Consider the following 19,349-nt stretch of genomic DNA (forward strand, 5'->3'; position numbering starts at 1 on the left):
CGCGCCGGCACATTTCGCTGAACTACGCCGTCGAAGTTCCCAAACTTCACGCAATGCTTCGCAAGGCAGCTGTCGAAACGGGGAGTCGTTTTTGTAAGCGGATAGTGTCGTTGACGTGCAGGCCACGCCTCAGACACGCAAGGGCATCGAAACATTCCAAAGAATGGAGGTCACGTTCAAACAACCAAATGATCGTCTTGCGATGCTGACTATGGATGATGGAATTCGATCGAAGCGTGGATGGGTGATTTCCGACAAACTAGCGCGTCTAGAACTGTTGGAAGCCGTCACAAGCGAGCCGGACACATCGACGTGGAATCTTTCGGGAGGGCAGCGTCTTGCTATTCCACGAACGAAGCTCATGATCAACGTTCCAGGGGATGCAGATCCCACTGTCGAATCGATTAGCATTGAGACCGATGAGGGGACCGTGATAGCCGATGTCCTTTTCAATCGTGCTCCTGGCGTGGAGTTTATTGTGATGGTGATCGACTACAAAAAGGCACGCGGCGGAGAACGCACAGGTGCATCGGATGAAGATCGAGTGAGAGGAGCGTTGGCGGGTGGCCTTTCTGCAGTTGACGGAGCTACTCTCGTCGAAGAGTACCCTGCACCGCAGTACGTGGGAGGAGCAACTGCGGGACAGCTTATGCTGTTGCCGGCCAAACGTGGGCTGCCTGAACAACACGTGATGTTGTTCGCGAACGTACGAAACTCTGTATTGAAGTCCTACCAAGCGACTTACGATGCACGCGTGCCTGTCGAAGTGCGAGCGAAAGTTCGCAAGCTGCTCGAAGGCATGATGCGATAACGACTGTCGATCGATACGCGTTTTGCTGTCGCTGTCAATCGAATCCATATCAACGTGCGTGGGTTCCTCGGCCAGGAAACGTGCCTCTCACACGTTGAGATCGATTCGTTCTCTTCGATCAATTCGAGACGGAGCTACCGACGTTGATCTCAGTCCTCGACCGGTTCCAGCATATCCAGGCCGAATTGTTTGCCTTTGTCCACGGCTGGGACGCCGACGGCCATCCATTCGGGTTCGGGGGCGTCTTTAAGGTAGTGGTCAAAGAATTGTTGCATGCGGATGGCGAAGTCGCGACGGTTGTATTCGCCCATGACCCAGTGTGGGTCGCCGTTGTAATTCAACATCCAGGCTGGCTTCTCCAGACGTCGTAGTGCGACAAACAATTCAATACCTTGGTACCACGGCACTGCACCGTCTTCGTCGTTGTGAAGGATCAACAACGGGGTGTTGATTTTGTCGGCAAAGAAGATCGGTGAGTTCGCGATGTACTTCTCACGGGCGGACCACAAGTCTTCGCCGATCCGGCTTTGAGTCCGCTCGTACTGGAACATCCGGCTCATGCCGCTGCTCCAGCGAATCCCGCCGTAGGCACTGGTCATGTTGCTGACCGGAGCCCCTGACTCGGCACAGGCAAAGCGATCGGTTTGCGTGACCAGGTATGCGGTTTGATAACCGCCCCAACTGTGCCCCTGCATCCCGATCCGATCCTCGTCCACGAAGGCTTTCGCGACCACGTGATCGACACCCGGCAGGATCGAGTTGGCGGCACTCTGGCCGGGCTCGCCGGTTTTGTAAGGGATGTCCGGAATGAACACGAGGTAACCGCGACTGACATAGAAGCTGAAGCAGATGATCGAGCGACTCGGTGCCGGTTGGTAGTAGCTGTGCAGACTGTCCGATTTGCGTTCGTAGAAGTAGACCAGCATCGGGTACTTCTTCGACGGATCGAAATCGTCGGGCTTCATCAGAATCCCGTCGAGTTGTTGACCGTCTTGAGCTTTCCAGTGCGTCAGTTCAGCGGTGCCCCACGAGTATTCGTCTTGCTGTGGGTTGGCGTCGCTGACGCGTTGAATCTTTTCAAATTCAAGCGTGCTGGTCCAAAGATCGGGGAATCGCCGAAACGTGCTGCGGGTGAACAAGACTTGGTCACTGTCCTTGGCCTTCTTCAACCCCGCCAGATTTTCATCCAGCATGATCAGCGGACGCAGGGCGTCTTCCTTTGCGTTTTGATTCTTGCCAGGCAAATCCAACCGGTAGAAACCGCTTGCTTTGGTATCGAGCCGAAACGCACTGAGAAACATGGTTTGGGAAGGATCGATCGAACGTTGCTTGGGATCGAGTCGGAGATAACGCAGCCGAAGATCGTTTTTGCGTCCTTCGCCCAACGTGATGCAGATCGGTTTGGATTTGCCGGTGGGATCCAGTTGCCAAATGTCGTGCGCGTCATAGATCAGGAACGCTCGATCATTGTCCAACCATCCTGCCGTTCCATACGACGACGGCAACGTGGGGCGATCGTCCAGTTCATCGTACAGCGGGTGTTTGATTCCCTTGCTGATCTCGATCGGTTTGGCGTCTTTGCCCTTGGTCGCTTTCGCGAACCACTTGCCATTTTCGGCATCGAACCAAACGATGAATTTTCCTTGTGGTGAGATCGACGCGTCCCAACGGACCTTTTCCAAGATGCGATCACGGCGTCCCGAGTTCAGGTGAACGAGGTAAACGTCTTGGAATCCAGGAACCTCCCACGAGAGAGTCTTCTGGTAGCGAACGTTGGTGTTTGCCACCGCGATGTTGGATGGCGATCGCAGGTCAACACGAACGGACGGGAGTACACTGTCCTCCAGTTGAACGACGCGTTCTGTCTTCAGCACGTACGCCGCGCGGTAGCGACGATTGCGTTCCCGCTCTGCCTCAAGCAGTTGCTGCGGTTGCAATTTTGGATCCTGCCAGTGCCAGACATCCAATTTGGTTCTCTCGTCGGAGTCTTCCTCGACTTCTCGCCCCTCTGCTTCCGCGATGCGTTGCTTTTCGACCGCTTCAGGAACAGGAGTGGTCGAGAAGTACAACCGTCGCTCGTCCTCTGAAAAACTCAAACTCGATTGCGGCGCGATCCACCATCCAACAGGCAGACCCGCGTCGCCTTCGGCAACCAAACGCTTGGCCTTCTTGGAATCCGCCGTCCATTGGTAAACAGCCCACGACGGCGACTTGGCGTCATAATCTTCTTGGTTGCTAAGGAAGGCGAGTCGCGAACCTTGCTCGTTGAAGGCCAGGTTCTTGTATTCACCTATCCCGCTGGCGATTGTTCGCTGCTTCAACGAATCGAGTTCGATCACGTGCACACCATCGCTGGGGCCGCCTTCGTTCTTACTGGCCTTGGCCTTGTCTTCTTTCCCTTCCTTAGGTTCTTCCTTTTTTGGCTCTGGCATCTCGACCGATGTCACGAATGCCAGACGCTTGCCGTCCTTCGAGAACCGAAACGAACGCACCAACGGAAACGTCCGCAAGACTTCTGAGTCGAGGTGGATCAACTTCAAATCCGTCCCAACCGGTTTGTTCTTTTTGTCGTTGGTGTCTTTTTCCTCGTCCGGTTCTTCTTTGGATTGGGAGCTCTTTTCTTCCGGTTTCGATTCACTCGCTTTGATCACGGACTCAATGCGTCCTCGTTGGCGAGCCACCTCTTCGCGGCTTTTCAGTTTCAATTTCTTTGCCGGGCGCTGCAGTCCTTCCGGTGTGACATCGTAAACTTCGCGATCGCCACTTTTCTTCTTGAGCTCATCGGGGGTGGATGCTTTTTCCATCAAGCAAGCCAGCCAGTCGCTGTTCTCTTCCGGCAATCCAAACGAGCGGACTCCTGTGAGTGTTCGCAATTCACCTGAATCCAGTTCCAGGATCTGTAGGACCGGCTGCGGCATCTCTTCGGGTGGCTTCTTTTGCTTCCGCAGTTCCTTCAGTTTCTTCTTTGGTGGCGTGATACGGTAGATTACAAACCGGTCGTCTCGAGTGAAGCGTGCTCCGGTGCCTCGCTCGATGACATATTCTTGGCCGGTCTTGGCGTGATGGATGTGCAACGTGCCTTCCCCATCGATCTCGCCCGTTCGGATGGTGTACAGGATCCAACTGCCATCGTTGGAAAGGCCGGACCCAGAAAGCGTTTTCCAACGGTCGTAGTCACTGTGATCCAGCATCCGACGAGTGATGTCTTGCGAATGCAGGCTGCTGCAAGCAACGAAGACAGCGACAGTGAAAAACAATGCTTGGATGCCAGCACGGCGACCAAGATCAAAAGCAGAAATCATGGAAAGGAATCCCAGGAAGCAAGTCGAACCGAGCGTCCAAGGATAGTCACGTTTCAAAAAGAAGGAAACGTTTTGCTTGTCCGCATGGAGACTTCGGCATAACTTCGCAATCGTCATCTCGATTGCGCATACAATGCAATGCGACGCGACCATCCTCCTCGAGTCCGATCGTTTGCTTGCGATCGTGTGGTACCAAAACTGAGGTAGTGGAAGAGGCAACGGGCTGTCTGTTACCCGCAAGTGTCTTCACGCTGAAGGCGTTTTAGCAATTCGCCGGCGGTAGAGCGCAGTGACTACCGCCGGAATTGATAGCAACGCTTGGTTTCGACCCCGAAGGTGGTCGCAGACTCGTCCAGGCGGTTGTGCTGCGACCACCTTCGGGGTCGGGCAGAACTTTGTCGGATCGATCTCCCCAGGTGCGCTAACGCCACCTGGGGCTAATTGCGTGAAATCCCTCCGGGATAAAACAGACTTGTGGGTAACAGACAGGAGGCGACGAGCCTCACCTTCAACACCAAAACCTGCGAGGCAATATGACGAGAGGGGCTGTCCCGAAGATCGGGACTCCTCGAGTCGTCCACTACCATACTCGCTACATGTTTCTGTCGCGATGCTTCACAGGAAACGTCTTTGGCGGGCTGAGTCGAGCGACGGTCATCCCCTGTCTGGATCTCATTCGCCTCGTCGCCCCAAGGACACCCCATGCAAAATCGTCGTTCGACCATCTGTCTGTTACTCACTCTTTCGTTCGTTGCATTGTCGACGACCGCTCAAGCACAAGGTCGCCGGAAAGCTCAGCCTGGGAAAGAGCCACCACATCCACCCAAGGTTGGTGAAGTCGCCCCTGATTTTGAACTGATGAATCAAGATAGCGAAGTTGTGTCGCTGAAGTCACTGACGGCGAAGTCGCCCGTTGTGATGCTTGTTCTGCGTGGATGGACCGGCAAACAATGCCCGTTGTGCAATCGTCAGGTTGGTGAATTCTTGAGCAAACAGTCCGCTTTGTCGGGTGTTCAAGTGGTGCTGATCTACCCTGGTCCCGCCGAGATGCTCGGTGAGCACGCGAAAGAATTCCAAGGCAACAAGTCGTTCCCAGCGAACTATCACTTTGTACTGGACCCCGACTACAAGTTCACCAACGCTTGGGGACTTCGCTGGGAAGCTCCTCGCGAAACCGCTTACCCGTCGACTTTCGTGGTTGGCCAAGATCAAAAGATTGTCTTCGGCAAAACGGTTGTCTCTCACGGTGACCGGGCGGATGTCGCCACGGTTGTCGCAAAACTTCCCTGAGTCAGGTATCAGACAACGTTGGTCAATCCAACGCTAGCGAAGCCGAAGGAGCCTTCCGGTGACCCACCGAAAGGCTCCGCTCGTTTCGCTCCATCAATTTCTGTACGAACAGTTGTTTCGCGGTGCGGGATCGATCAGAGTGGTCCGTATAGAATTCGAAATCCCGTGCAAACTTCAAAGCATTTGCGCGATGATGGAACGGAATTGACCACATGAATGACGCCGGACGACGTGCACGATGGGTGTTGGGATTTGCATGGTTGTTGCTCCCCGTTCACATCGCAGTCGCCCAGCAACGCGAATTCGTGACCAGCGAACGGCTGACGTTGGGGACCGAGCGTCTTCGGTCCGCTTCCGTTCGCGTCGGTGACATTGATGGCGATGGTGACCTGGACATTGTCTCCGCCAGCGGCCGCCATTGGCCTCAGCAAAACCAGTTGTTCGTCAATCAAGGGCGAGCCAAGTTTTCGATCCTCCGTCCGCTCGGCACGGACCAACGCACCTCTTACGCGTGCGAATTCGCTGACTTCGACGGCGACGGTGACTTGGACATTGCAACCGGCAATGACATGGCCCCAGGCGAAATCTTTCTGAATGACGGTGGAGGTCACTTCACACTTCATGGCGAGTATGGCGACGTCACCAGCCTCCGCAGCCTTCTCGCGATTGACCTGGATGTCGATGGAGACGTGGATCTGATCGCAACCTGTCGCGGTCGCCCCAATCACATTTACCTCAATGACGGTCAAGCCAACTTTGAGTCCGGTTCCACGTTTGGAAAGAACACCGACTCGACGATTGACGTTGCTGCAGGCGACATCAATGGGGATGGGCATCTCGATCTTGTCCTCGCCAACCGTGACCGCCAACCCAACGAAGTGCTGCTAGGCGACGGTGAGTTGCGATTCACTCGGAGCATGCCGTTTGGTTCCGGTGAAGATCATTCACGTTCTGTTGCCATCGCGGACCTGAACGCGGATGGTAATTTGGACTGGGGGATCGCCAACATCGGAAGCAAGAACCAAATTTTCTTGGGGGACGGTTCCGGTGGCGTCATGAGAGTCGTGGAGTTTGGATCGAGCGACAGCCAATCTTACACGTTGGCAATTGCCGACATGAACCAAGATGACATGGCGGATCTGGTCGTCGGCAATTTGAACCAACCCAACGCAGTGTTCCTTCGCACCGACAATGGTTTGAACTTCCAAGAAGTTTCGTTTGGAAAAGCCTCCGCAACCTATGGCCTTGATGTTGGGGATCTGGATGGCGACGGCGACGCTGACATTGTCGTTGCCAACTCCGATGACCTGAACCGCATCTTTCTCAACCGTGTGAACAGACAATGATTCCAACCATGCCGAAACCACAAAACAGTCTGTTGGTGTTGCTGCTCTTCGTGATGGCTCCTGCAGCGAAATCGCAATCCGAAACGACCACCGATTGGCCGTCTTTTCGGGGCCCCGGGGCTCGCGGCGTTGCCGAGGGGGCGACGATCCCAACGACCTGGAACGCGGATCCAGAAAGCGAAACCAACGACGGCATGCTCTGGGAGGCGGACGTTCCTGGGTTGGGACATTCCAGCCCCGTGGTTGCCGGTGATCGAGTGTTCTTGCTCACGGCGGTTCCCGATGAAGGGGAAACGGAATTGAACATCGCCGCGGGGGGAAACATTGATGCGGCAGAGGACAGCGGCGCGTACAGTTGGATCGTGCTGTGCTACGACGCTGAAACGGGAAAGGAACTTTGGCGACAAACTGCACATCACGGAGAGCCCAAAGCGACTCGGCACAGCAAGGCGACTCATGCCAATACCAGCGTTTGTGTCGATGGCGATCGAATGGTGGCCTGCTTCGGTTCGGAAGGTCTGTATTGCTACGACCTGGACGGAAAACTGATCTGGGAGCGTGACCTCGGCGTGATCGATGTCAGCAAGTACGGGATTGGTTGGGGATACGCGAGTTCGCCCGCGATTCACGATGGTCGCGTCGCTGTGATCGGTGACGATCCGGACCATCCTTTTGTGACCGTTTTGCAACTGTCCGATGGCGAAGAAGTGTGGAGGTCGGATCGGTCGGAGGTTTGCGAACGCAGTTGGGGATCCCCGTTGATTCACGAAGTGGACGGCGTCGCCCAAATGATTGTGAACGGTTTTCCTTGGATCGTGTCTTACGACTTCGCAACCGGAGAAGAAATGTGGCGACTCGAAGGCGGAGGGGACAACCCGATTCCGACTCCGTTTGTTTCCAATGGTTGGATTTACATCACGAACGCACACGGTGGGAAGGCACCGATCTATGTGGTGCGTCCCGACGCTCGCGGAACGATCAAGCTCGATGCGGAAGAGGATTCCGATTCGCTGGTATGGAGCGTTGAACGCGGTGGTTCGTACATGTCGACGCCAGTCGTTTCGGGCGACTACTTGTACCTGGGCAATTCCAACGGTGTGGTCCGTTGTTTCCACGCGAAAACGGGCGAACGAGCCTTTCAAAAGCGATTGGGGAAGGACGCCGGTGTGATCGCTTCCTTGTTGGCCGTGAATGGCAACGTGGTTTGCGCATCGGAAAATGGCACGGTCTACGTGTTGAAGACAGGACCGGAGTTCGAAGTGTTGGCAGAAAACCCAATGGGCGAACCGTGCTTCGCAACACCGGCCGTCGCGGATGGAGTGTTGTTCATTCGCACCACGAAACGATTGGTCGCGATCAGCAAACCTGAATGATCAGCATCCGAGCCGCATTCACTGGCGAGTGGTCTGTCACGACGTATTCTCAGGGTAGTGGAGGAGGCGACGAGTCCTGAACTGGCGGCAAAACCAAGGATCCGTCGCCTCGTCCACTATGATCAACCCGAACTTTTAGCTGTGACAGATCACTAGCGTCTCGTTGGATGACGACCGTTTCGTTCGGTTTGGACAGCGATTGAATCTGTTGGATCGTTCCGTCGTGGCTTTCCAAGACATAGACCGAACCGGTTCTTGCGTTGAGCGTGATCTTCCCACCGGGTTGAATGCGTTTGGCTTTGCCACGTCGGCCGGCGGGCAGGATGGGATGCACCCGGACCAGCGTGTCGGTTGCGTTCTCAAAAGTGAGCTTGCCTTTCGAACCGTCTGGCGACCACTGAGCATGAATTGCTGGTGTCATCACCAATCCTTTGCGAGGGTGAGTCGCCAGCAACAACGCCGTCAGTTCGTCGACGACTCCTGGTTCCGCGGAATCGATGATGCTTTGCGTTTCAGAATCATCCGTGCGGTGATCGTAGAGTTCTTGAGCGGTGACTTCTCCCGTGCGGAAATCTCGCCATTCGACCAACCGATAATCAGGCGTCCGAACCGAATACCCCATGTACTGCTTTCCTTCATGTCGGCGGTAGTATTGGTTCACGGCACCTTGGTGAACCGTTGCATCGACATCTTTCAGGATCGGAACCAAACTCGAGCCGTCCACGAACTCAGGCACCTCAATCCCTGCCATCTCGCACAGCGTCGGAAACACGTCGAGCAACTCAGCCAACTGGTCGGTTTGCTGACCAGCACATTCGACGCCGGGACCAGCGATCAACAGGGGCACGCGAGCGTCGATTTCATAGTTGGTCATTTTGCCCCAACCTCGGTGTTCGCCGAGTTTCCAACCATGGTCGCTCCATAGAATCACGATCGTGTTGTCGGCCAAACCTTCTTCTTCCAGTGCCGTTAGCAATCGCCCGATTTGTGCATCGACGTAGCTGACACACGCGTAGTAGGCGTGCATCAGGCGGCGGGCGTCTTCCGGCTCAACGACACGATCATCCCATGGTCGCGGCAGATCGATCAAATCGACATAGTGCGTCAGTTCGCTGTTGTTGTGCATCGCGTAAGGGGGCGCGTTCTTCGGCATTTCTTGGTCGGTGAGCACCGGCAATTTCGCCGGGTCGTGCATGTCCCAGTACTTTTTGGGTGCGATCCAAGCGAGGTGCGGACGGATGTAGCCCATCGCCAAAAAGAACGGCTCATCGGCTTTTCCGAGTCGACGCAGGTCTTCGATCGCCATTTTCGTGCGTGCTCCGTCAAGCACCTGATCATCTGGAAGATCCGGCGCCGCCGTGCTGGGGCCGCGAAGATTGTTCTTTCTCCAATCTCGCTGCGGCAATGCTTCTTGAGCCGTTTGAACGCGAGACCGAGTGCCGTCGGGGTAGAACGCCGGCAACCGAGGAAGTTCGCGAATCGGTTCGCTCCACGATTGCGGATCCGGCGTCGGGTTGTGGTAGATCTTTCCGTGACTCACCGCGGTGTAACCAAACTTTCGAAACCACTGAGGCAGCGTCACCGCATCGGGCATGGCTTCTCGAAAGTGAATTGGCAGTGTCCACACGCCCAAGTTGTCTGGCCGCAAACCCGTCATCAAACTGGCTCGCGAAGGATTGCAGACCGCGACTTGACAGTACGCTCGGTTGAACTGCACTCCCTGCGCTGCCAAACGATCCATGTGTGGAGTGATCGCGTGGGGATCGCCAAAGCATCCCATTGAAGGTCGCAAGTCATCGACGGCGATGAACAAGATGTTCGGCCGCTGGTCGGCGAAAGTCTGGACAGAAAAGAACGCTGGCGTGACGATCGCGAAGATCATCGAAATCAAATGACGTTGCATAACCGAGCGTGCAAAACGTGGATGAAAGAGAGATTGCTGCAGTTCCGTCGCTGCTGCCAATCACCACATTTGTTTCAGGCCACCTTCCAACGTCTGGCAACAGCACTCGACGAGTCACACGATACCAGCTTCGGCCCGCCGATCGACGGTTCGTTCTACCAGTGGACGCAGGATTGCCTTCATCTCGAGCTAACGGATGGTGGCGAGCAATGCCAGCATAGAATGCGGGATAGGATTCCGGGGGATTTTGATTGCAATGACAACCTGCATACCCATCGTTGGTCACGTTGGGCCGGTTCCGTGTTTCCACCGGAGGGATTTTGCTCTCGGTAGACACAGTTGGTGGCAAACGATTGCTATGAGGTAGACGTCGAATTTCTCGGGATGATTGCGTCAGGTGGAAACCGGCCCAACCTGACGAAATCACGTGGCTATCGCGTGGTAGGCTTTCGTTTGGGGAGTGTCCAAAGTAGCAAAGCGATGCCTACTATCGCGCTGGCTGCGGAACCGAGCAGGACTCCCGTTTTCGCGGTGTCGAGCCCGTCGGCACCGAATGCCAATCCGTCGATAAAGAGCGCCATGGTGAAGCCGATCCCCGCCAGAAAACTGCCGGAGATGAACACGGGCCAACTCAAGCCACCAGGTAACTTTGCCATTCCAACGCGGATCACCATCCAACTAAACAACACAATCCCAAGCGGTTTGCCGACAACCAATCCGAGCACCACGGCGAGGGCAACGGAATCAGTGATGTTGGTTGGCTCAATCAGCACGCCCGCATTGGCGAGCGCGAACACGGGCATGATGACGTAGGCTGTCCACGGGTGCAGTGTCATTTCCAAGTACTCGAGCGGTGATACCGTTTCTCGGGTCAACTGCTGAACCTCCCGGACCACTTCCACACGATGACTGCGTTGGTTCCAACGTTGTTGCTCGAACTCGTTCTCCTTTTCATGCAAGTATTCGCGAAACCGTTCTGGGACGAGTGTCGGAGTGGCCGGTGTCATCAACCCCAAGATCACACCGATCAACGTCGCATGGACGCCTGATTCATGCAGCGCTATCCACGCCAGTATGCCCACGACAACATACGGCGGAAAACGCCTCACGCCGACTCGCGCGAGAACATGCACCAATCCGATCGCGCAAGCGGCCAACAACAAGTACCGCCCGTCGAGTGATTCGGTGTATCCGATCGCAATCACCAAAATGGCGCCGATGTCGTCGACAATGGCCAGCGAAAGCAACAGAATGCGAAGGCTGTGAGGAACCCTCGAACCGAGTATAGCCAGACAGCCAACGACGAACGCGATGTCGGTCGCCATCGGGATTCCCCAGCCCTGCATTCCCGGTTGCCCGTACTGCATCGAAAGGTACAACCCGGCTGGGACGATCATCCCGCCGATGGCGGCCGCGATCGGCAAGGTGCCTTGCCGGACGTCGGAAAGCGATCCGTGAGCGAGCTCGCGTTTCACTTCCAATCCAATGACGAAGAAGAAGATCGCCATCAACCCATCATTGATCACGTGATGAAGCGAGTGATGGAACACCACGTCCCCTATGGCGAGCGTCAGATTGGTTTGCCAAAAGGCCAAGTACTGGTCCGCCCAAGGTGAATTCGCGGCGACCAGAGCAATCGCGGTGCAAAGGACCAATACCACACCGCTGGTCGCTTCAATGTGGAGAAACCGAGCAAAGGGACGAAGCCATCGGTCGATGGGTTGAACAGGCAGGGGTAGTCGAGTGTCAATACGATTCATAGAGGTTGGTGTGCGATGTCTCGTGTTCGAATTCAATTGAGAAAGATCTGCAAAGTGGTCGACCGGGTGATCGACGCTCGTCTGGATGCAGCCGCCGAAATGACCAGTTAGGCCATCGAAGCAACGCGGGGGCCGGCGTTTGCCACATCCTGCAGTTGTGGTGCCGTCTTGAAAATGAAATCTCTGTGTGTCAGACCGTTCCGTTATTCGGGGCGTCCAAAAGGTTCCCAACGTGGCCCCGCGTTCCCGTGTCGATTCGCTTCGTTGTCAAACGATCCGTCGACTATTTCAATACTTGCTCAGAAATCCGAATGTTCGATGACCAGGGATTTGCCTGTGCGTCAACACGAGTTTCCGATGTGTCAACGAAAGTTCACGGGTGGCGATTGGGTGCGTTGTGATGGAGGCTGGTGGTTTGTCGTCGTTCGGACTCCCCTCAATTCGCTCGACCATCCTGTCAGGAGGGTGAAGGAGGTGTTGGGACTCGCTATCCTGTATGTCACTGGGGGCGGTTGGCATCAATGACTCCTGGAGCTCGTCGAACGTCGCCATTCCAACGGAACGATGGACGTGGTGCGTTTGACGGATTTCGTCGCAAATCCACGATCGTTTTTTAGGAGTATCGCGTTGAACTTTCGCATTCCGTTTGTTGTCCTCATCGCATTTGCGTTCCCATTCATGGGGTGCGATTCAACGAATTCCCAATCGAACGTTTCTCAACAGGTCGTTCCGATTGATGATGAGGACGAAGAAATGAACGCGGCAATCGCGGAAGCCAGGAGGACGCTTCCGCAGTTCGAAGCGAACTGGAAACGACCGAACGTCGAGGGCGTCAGCGTTAAGCTTGCGTTCGATACGGTTGATGGCGAGCACGAGCATATCTGGTTCACGCCGATCGAAATGCGAGAAGACGAAATCACGGCTCGCTGTGCAAATGAACCACAGTCCGTTGATGGACTTGCGTTCGGCGACGTCCGCACGGTTGATCAGTCGTCGCTAACCGATTGGATGATTCTCGAGAACGGCAAGTGTTATGGAGGGTACACAATCCGCGTTCTTTCCAAGCGGGATCCAGGGGCGGCACCTAGCCTCGAGTTCGCTGACTACTGAGGACGGATCCATACCTGCGAGATCACGAATCGGGGCCGCAGTACCTTCGGGGCTTACCTCGGATTTGCCGCGTCCCTGAGGACTCGCAAGTACGGGTTTTCGGTTTCATCAAAACGCACCGCGTAGTCCGAGAGTTGTTTGTTGGCGACCGGGAAGTCTGTCGATATCCATTGAGCCCCCGATGCGAAGGCTTTGTCTCGCCGAACGGTTGAGTTCACGCGTGCCTCGCGACCGCCGGCGTCGGCCCGTGTTCGTACCATAAAACCAGCTTTCGTCAGACGCTGAATCAAATCAGAACGCGAGACGGGATCGTTGATCTTGAACCATGCCGCGGACGGATGGCGCGAAGTCGGGCAGGAAGGAAAGAGCAATCGCCCGACAATTGTTTTGTGAGCGCCGAGGTAATTGGCTCGCACGTGATCCGTGTTGTCGAGCCCCAAGATTAGGCGACCTCGAGTCTTTCGTAGCGACGGCCATCCATCAGTTGTCACGGCCGTTCGTAAATTTTCATGCGTTCCTCTCACATCGTCCGGTGTTAACAACCGCTTGCGTGGAATCGTTCGAAGGATCTCATCTTCGAGTTCACGCAGATGGGCGTCTGTCCATTCGTTGTTGTCCCCTTTTAGTTCTAGCAGGACAAAGATCGGAAAGTGATCGGGATGCTTCCGCGACCAATCAAGGATCTGTTCCAATGCCTGCGTGAGGGTGTAGACGTTGGAGTGAAAATCAACACCGGGCACATGCAAAACCTTCGTCCCCGGATGGTTCAGTCTCCCGTCAGGATCAAACTTCTGTTTCGCACCACCACCCTCAGCCTCCGGAATCCATTTCGTCAGGGACAGTAGCGTGGGGTGTGCGAACTTGCCACCCTTGGGGTCTCGGTAGAGGTCCAGCTCAAACTGCCGAATACCGGACTGCAATTGCTGTGGCAACGGCGGATGAGTGTACTCCCACGCCCCGGATTCGGAGGGTTTCACGGTCGACACCACCGAATTCACTAATGCGTCCGGCGCCACGTGATATGAATTGTGTGTTCCGATTGCCTGAAATTTGCTTAGTGGCAGGTGGTCGTGCTCTTTGATGCTATGGCGAGACGACTTCTCCGAGGACATTCCGTTCAGTTCTGTTGCGTTCCGCTTGTTCGCGATTCGTTCGCTTGTGTGCATCGACGCGTTCTCGGCAACGGTGCTGTGATTGCGAACCTTCGTTCTCGATCGTTCGTCATCCGCAATCGCGATCGTGACGAGAACTCCGAACCCGATGCATACTATCCCAAACATCGCCGCAAACCGGGCGAGCCCGTCTATCAATTCGTCGAACCGGTGTACTGCGTCGGTGAACATGCGAGAGGAAATGTTTCTTGGGGAAGAGAGTGTGGTCGCAACATGGTAGCAACCCAATGGCATCCTTGTTGATTTGACCTTTGCCGCCGCGTGTGTGAATGGAAAGAACGGTACTGAACGCTTAAGCAGTCGACGGTGCGTTCGATCGGCATCAAACTGTTGCTCGAATGAACGCCTTACCCCACAACGGAGGATTAGTTTAGCTGTGTCCGAGTACTCGTTTTTGATGGTTGTTATGGTTACCGTTGCGTTGACGGCGGGACCGGCCCATAGTTGCACCCGCTATCTTTGGAACACCAATAGTCGCGGCGTTTACGTATCGCGAACGATGGATTGGCCGGAGTCGACGGAGCCCAAGTTGACGCTATTCCCTCGAGGAATGACCAGACATGGCGGAGAGGTCGGTGGGCACCTGGTCGTGAAAGACAATCCTGCGAAGTGGACATCCCAGCATGCTAGCTTAGTCACGACGGTTTACAGCATCGGAACCGTCGATGGGCTGAACGAAAAAGGGCTGTGCGGGCATGCACTCTACCTGAAAGCGACGAACTTTGGTGAGCGAGACCCGAGCAAACCGGGCGTGCAGGCAGGTTTGTGGCTGCAATACCTGCTCGACAATGCCGCCACAGTCAACGAAGCGGTCGCGATTCTCGATGACATCCAAGTCGTCATGGTCGAAGCACGCGGACGAGCCGCAACGATCCACCTCGCGATCGAAGACGTGACAGGTGACTCAGCCGTGATCGAGTACGTGAATGGCGAAAAGGTCGTCTACCACGGCGAGCAATATCGGATCATGACGAACGACCCTCCGTACAATGAACAACTCGAATTGCTTAGCAAACTCGACTTCTCCCGCCCCAGCCGCGACACGCCTCTGCCTGGAAACGTTAACCCTCGAGACCGTTTCCAGCGTGCCGCCTACTACGGTGAGCTATTGCCTGAACCCAAAAGCGAACGCGAGGCGATCGCGAGCGTCCTGGCCATCGCTCGAAACGTTTCTGTCCCTTTTGGAGCACCGTACGGCGAGTTTGGAATCTACAACACGGAATACCGTACGGCTGCGAACCTGAAGGACCTCCGCTACTTCTTCGAACTGACAACCAACCCCAGTGTGATCTGGGTGGAAATCGAGAAGTTTGATCTCAACGAAGGGGCTCCCGTCATGGTGTTGGATCCGAACGACATTGGGTTAGCGGGGGACGTATCTGCGAAGTTTGAAAAAGTCACCCCGCCGCCATTCTGAGTGCGAGGCTTCGACGCGAGACACTTGGGCGATAGTCAGCTATTGAGCGATCTATTAATCTGGAACGCGGCTCCTCGGAGCCGTTACCTGTTTGACTATTTTGATCCACTTCCTCGAGCTCTCGTCTCGCACCATGACCGTTCCGACCCTCCGTGACGCTATCGCATCGCTGGACGCTGGCCCGATCCGGCGAATCTACGCTCACTACGTGCTTCATAGTTCGGCGACGTTCGAGGAAGTCCCGCCAACCGTTTCCGCGATGCAACAGTCGATCGAGTATGTGCAGGACCGTCAGTTACCGTTCATCGTGGCCGAGTTCGACGGAAAAGTCGTGGGATACAGCAGCGCGAAACCATTCTACGGCCGGAGTGGGTTCTTTCCGTCTGTTGAAAACAGCATCTTCATCTCTCCGGATTTTGCGGGCCGGGGAGTCGGCAGCCTGTTGATGCGTGAACTGATCAAACAGTGCGAACAACGCAATCTGATGAACATCATCGCGTTGATAGGTGGCGGAGATGCGAACAACGGCTCAACCCGTTTGCACGAAAAATTCGGTTTCCGGCGAGTGGGACAACTCGAGAATTGCGGCCGCAAAGTCGGTGAGTATTGTTCGATGTCTATCTATCAATTGACTCTGCCGAGTCAGGGCAGTGCAGAACCCACTGCTTGATTCTGATTCGCGAGCGGACACGCGTTGATTAGCCCGTAATCTGACCACCGCTGAGCACCACGCCTCACAACGGGGACACCCATACTCTCCAGTGTGTCACGGACGAGCCTTCGAGTACCGAAACACTCACCAATACTTTCGCATGGACGTCGCTTCCGTTGTCGAGGGTGTGATGATCGGGCAAGCGTTTCCTGTGAATTGATCAACCGGCACAGAGGTCTCGCATTCGAAATCGTTTGGCCATCGTTTCGGAGGCGACTCGCGATTTCCCTGACGACCTGCGACGATATGAAGCGGGCACCCAAAGCGATCTCCCCGCATCTTGGTGCGCGACGCCACACCAAGAAACGGTATGATTGAGGATTGTCGTCTTCAGTTGCCGGTCAAACGCAGGGAAGGAAATCCTGATGGGACAGAACGCATCCCAAAGCGACTATCAACACTCGTGGAAATCCCGCGAGATGCTGATAGCCGTGTTTGCGGTCGGAATGATATCGCTGCACCTGTATCTTCGCTTTGGAGCTGCAGTCTCGGCTCAGTGGCAAAACGTCCCGCTGCTCGCGGTTTTGCTCTTTGGTGGCGTTCCCCTGACGTGGGAATTGCTAAGACGCCTCTTCCACCGTGAGTTCGGTTCCGACCTACTCGCCGGTATTTCGATCGTCGTTTCAGTTCTCCTCGGCGAGTATCTCGCCGGTGCGTTGGTCGTTCTGATGCTGTCGGGCGGTGAGGCACTCGAGAACTTTGCCGTCAGCAGTGCGTCGTCGGTGCTGCACGCACTCAGTCAACGGATGCCATCGGTCGCACATCGTAAAACGGGAGCTTCAATTGATGACGTCGCTCTCGAGGAGATCGCGATCGGTGACCAAGTCGTCGTATATCCTCACGAGGCATGCCCCGTCGACGGTACAGTGACGGAGGGGCACGGGGTCATGGACGAGTCGTACCTGACGGGCGAACCCTACATGATGTCCAAGACGCCGGGAGCGGCGGTTTTGTCGGGTGCGGTCAACGGCCAGTCCGCGTTGGTGATCCGCGCCGACAAACTCGCGATCGATTCCCGGTTCTCAAAAATCATGGAGGTGATGGAGCGATCCGAGGAGCAAAAGCCCAGGATGCGGCGGTTGGCGGATCAGCTCGGCGCGTGGTACACACCGCTCGCGATTTTGATTGGAGTCGGTGCATGGGCTGCCAGCGGCGATCCGGTTCGCTTTCTCGCCGTCATGGTGGTTGCCACGCCTTGTCCGTTGCTCATTGCGATTCCCGTCGCCATCATCGGTTCGATCTCGCTCGCGGCGAGGCGTGCGATCATCGTTCGCGATCCTGCCGCTCTCGAAACGGCGGAAACCTGCCGCACAATTATCTTTGATAAGACCGGTACGCTCACGTACGGGGAACCGCGATTGGTAGGGGAATTCGTCCGTGACGAGAGCCAACGTCTGCAGATCCTCGCGTACGCGAGCAGCCTCGAGAAATACTCGAAGCATCCACTCGCTGACGCGGTCGTTCGCTACGCAGCCGATGCACGGGTTCATCAGTACGATGTCGTCGAAGTTGACGAACGGCCGGGACACGGTTTGACCGGTATGATCGACGGACACAAAGTCGAGTTGACCAGCAGAAAAAGGATGCAGGCAAACAACGCCGAGAGCCTCGAGCATTTGCCGCCTCAGGCGAGTGGTCTCGAATGCGTTGTTCTGCTCGATAATCAATACGCCGCCACCTATCAATTCCGTGATACGCCAAGAGCCGACGGGGCCTCGTTCGTCAGGCATCTCGAACCGCGACATCAGATCAAGAGAACCATGTTGGTTTCCGGTGATCGCGAATCGGAATCACGATACCTCGCCGATCAGGTCGGAATCCATAACGTCTATGCCAGCCAAACGCCTGAACAGAAACTGGAGATCGTCCGTGAGGAAACGCAGACCGCAAACACCATCTTCGTTGGCGACGGGATCAATGACGCTCCCGCGTTGATGGCAGCAACCGTGGGCGTTGCGTTTGGGCAACACAGCGACGTGACCACCGAAGCCGCCGATGTGGTCGTCCTGGACAGTTCGTTGCAAAAGATCGACGAGTTCCTGCACATCAGCCGGCGAATGCGATCGATCGCCCTGCAGAGCGCCTTGGGTGGGATGGCGTTGAGCGTGGTGGGAATGGCGATCGCGTCGGCGGGATACCTGCCGCCGGTTGCGGGGGCGGTTTGCCAGGAGGTGATTGACGTGATCGCGGTACTCAATGCGATGCGAGTCGCGATACCACCGAAAAGCTTGATCGACTTTGATCCGCATTCAACCGCGTCGGGAGTTGGTTGAATTCAGCGGGAGAATCGTTGGCGGTAGCGAAACTCGCGGAGAGTTTCGGTGACGTTCCGCGGAATGCCGAACGTATTGGCGACGTTCGCTACGTTGTTGGTGTACGAACTGGGAAGTCGGATCCAACTGTTCTAACTAAATTCCCCACGGATGTACTGCTTGGTGAATTCTTCTTTCGGATCTTGGAAGAGGCGATTGGTGTCTTCGTACTCGACCAAATATCCGGTGCGTCCGCCCTGCGTGGTATCGACGTACATGAATGCCGTTTTATCGGCAACACGTTGCGCCTGTTGTAGGTTGTGAGTGACGACCGCGATGGTGTACTTCTCTTTGAGTTCCGTCATCAACTCTTCGATACGACGAGTCGCGATCGGGTCAAGAGCCGAGCAGGGTTCGTCCATCAACAAAACGGTAGGTTCGGTTGCAATCGCGCGAGCGATGCAGAGTCGTTGTTGCTGTCCGCCGGAAAGCGACAACCCACTGTTCTTGAGTTTGTCTTTGACTTCGTCCCACAGAGCGGCGCCACGCAGAGCGCGTTCGACTCGTTCGGGGATGTCATCTTTGACGCGGTTGAGCCGCAAACCGAAAGCGACGTTGTTGTAGATACTCATCGCGAACGGGTTGGGCTGTTGGAACACCATACCGATATAGCGACGCACGGCGACCGGGTCGACACTGCGGTGATAGATGTCTTTGCCGCGGAAGTGCACGTGGCCGTCAAAGCGGAAACCGCGAACCAAGTCGTTCATGCGGTTGAGGCATCGCAGCGCGGTGCTCTTGCCACAGCCCGACGGGCCGATGAACGCGGTGATCTCACCCTGTTCCACGAGGGATATGAGCGTCGCGCACGGCGTGGAAGTTGCCGTAGTAGATGTTCTTG

The 19,349-nt window shown here is 55.7% G+C and carries 13 protein-coding genes; 8 read left to right on the plus strand and 5 right to left on the minus strand.

Features of this window, described 5'->3' with window-relative positions:
• Positions 1-361: 361 nt before the first annotated feature.
• Entirely contained in the window at positions 362-811 is a 450-nt protein-coding gene (locus tag RSSM_RS33445; protein WP_144060241.1) for a hypothetical protein, read from the plus strand.
• Between the two features lie 149 nt (positions 812-960).
• Here RSSM_RS33445 and RSSM_RS30285 read toward each other — a convergent pair whose 3' ends face one another.
• Positions 961-4,113 (minus strand): S9 family peptidase, encoded by a 3,153-nt coding sequence (locus tag RSSM_RS30285; RefSeq protein WP_044304067.1) that lies wholly within the window; start codon positions 4,111-4,113, stop codon positions 961-963.
• Positions 4,114-4,815: 702 nt separating this feature from the next.
• On the opposite strand from RSSM_RS30285, the gene RSSM_RS30290 reads away from it, so the two are divergent.
• The 3 genes from RSSM_RS30290 (at position 4,816) to RSSM_RS30305 (ending at position 8,122) form a co-directional block, all read left to right on the plus strand.
• Positions 4,816-5,403: a peroxiredoxin-like family protein gene (locus RSSM_RS30290; RefSeq protein ID WP_008688949.1), complete on the plus strand. Its 588-nt coding sequence runs from the start codon at positions 4,816-4,818 to the stop codon at positions 5,401-5,403.
• Positions 5,404-5,615: 212 nt separating this feature from the next.
• Positions 5,616-6,749 carry an FG-GAP repeat domain-containing protein gene (locus RSSM_RS30300; protein ID WP_008688951.1) on the plus strand — a complete coding sequence of 378 codons (1,134 nt, stop codon included), beginning with the start codon at positions 5,616-5,618 and terminating at the stop codon, positions 6,747-6,749.
• Between the two features lie 8 nt (positions 6,750-6,757).
• On the plus strand, positions 6,758-8,122 hold the full coding sequence (locus RSSM_RS30305; protein ID WP_236621496.1) for an outer membrane protein assembly factor BamB family protein: 1,365 nt from the start codon (positions 6,758-6,760) through the stop codon (positions 8,120-8,122).
• Positions 8,123-8,171: 49 nt separating this feature from the next.
• Here RSSM_RS30305 and RSSM_RS30310 read toward each other — a convergent pair whose 3' ends face one another.
• Positions 8,172-10,025, minus strand: coding sequence for a sulfatase (locus RSSM_RS30310; RefSeq protein WP_081613936.1), 1,854 nt, complete (start codon positions 10,023-10,025; stop codon positions 8,172-8,174).
• A 431-nt stretch (positions 10,026-10,456) separates the two neighbouring features.
• Complete coding sequence (gene nhaA, locus RSSM_RS30320) at positions 10,457-11,785, minus strand: Na+/H+ antiporter NhaA (RefSeq protein WP_044304062.1); 1,329 nt, start codon at positions 11,783-11,785, stop codon at positions 10,457-10,459.
• Positions 11,786-12,412: 627 nt separating this feature from the next.
• Between nhaA and RSSM_RS30330 the strand changes: the two genes are divergently transcribed.
• Positions 12,413-12,895: a DUF2314 domain-containing protein gene (locus tag RSSM_RS30330; protein ID WP_160168191.1), complete on the plus strand. Its 483-nt coding sequence runs from the start codon at positions 12,413-12,415 to the stop codon at positions 12,893-12,895.
• 53 nt (positions 12,896-12,948) lie between these two features.
• Here the strand turns inward: RSSM_RS30330 and RSSM_RS30335 are convergent, their stop codons facing one another.
• Positions 12,949-14,238 carry a Ca2+-dependent phosphoinositide-specific phospholipase C gene (locus RSSM_RS30335; protein WP_008688971.1) on the minus strand — a complete coding sequence of 430 codons (1,290 nt, stop codon included), beginning with the start codon at positions 14,236-14,238 and terminating at the stop codon, positions 12,949-12,951.
• A gap of 205 nt (positions 14,239-14,443) precedes the next feature.
• Here RSSM_RS30335 and RSSM_RS30340 point away from each other — a divergent pair, with 205 nt between their 5' ends.
• The 3 genes from RSSM_RS30340 to RSSM_RS30355 all read left to right on the plus strand — a co-directional run bounded on the left by RSSM_RS30340 (position 14,444) and on the right by RSSM_RS30355 (position 18,469).
• Positions 14,444-15,484 carry a linear amide C-N hydrolase gene (locus RSSM_RS30340; RefSeq protein ID WP_236621497.1) on the plus strand — a complete coding sequence of 347 codons (1,041 nt, stop codon included), beginning with the start codon at positions 14,444-14,446 and terminating at the stop codon, positions 15,482-15,484.
• A 133-nt stretch (positions 15,485-15,617) separates the two neighbouring features.
• On the plus strand, positions 15,618-16,154 hold the full coding sequence (locus RSSM_RS30345) for a GNAT family N-acetyltransferase (RefSeq protein ID WP_008688974.1): 537 nt from the start codon (positions 15,618-15,620) through the stop codon (positions 16,152-16,154).
• Between the two features lie 407 nt (positions 16,155-16,561).
• Positions 16,562-18,469: a heavy metal translocating P-type ATPase gene (locus RSSM_RS30355; RefSeq protein WP_008688976.1), complete on the plus strand. Its 1,908-nt coding sequence runs from the start codon at positions 16,562-16,564 to the stop codon at positions 18,467-18,469.
• 131 nt (positions 18,470-18,600) lie between these two features.
• On the opposite strand, the gene pstB is transcribed toward RSSM_RS30355, so the two are convergent.
• On the minus strand, positions 18,601-19,296 hold the full coding sequence (gene pstB, locus RSSM_RS30360; RefSeq protein WP_008688981.1) for a phosphate ABC transporter ATP-binding protein PstB: 696 nt from the start codon (positions 19,294-19,296) through the stop codon (positions 18,601-18,603).
• Positions 19,297-19,349: the final 53 nt, after the last annotated feature.

The organism is Aporhodopirellula sallentina SM41 (assembly GCF_000346505.1).
GTDB classification, from domain to species: Bacteria; Planctomycetota; Planctomycetia; order Pirellulales; family Pirellulaceae; genus Rhodopirellula; species Rhodopirellula sallentina.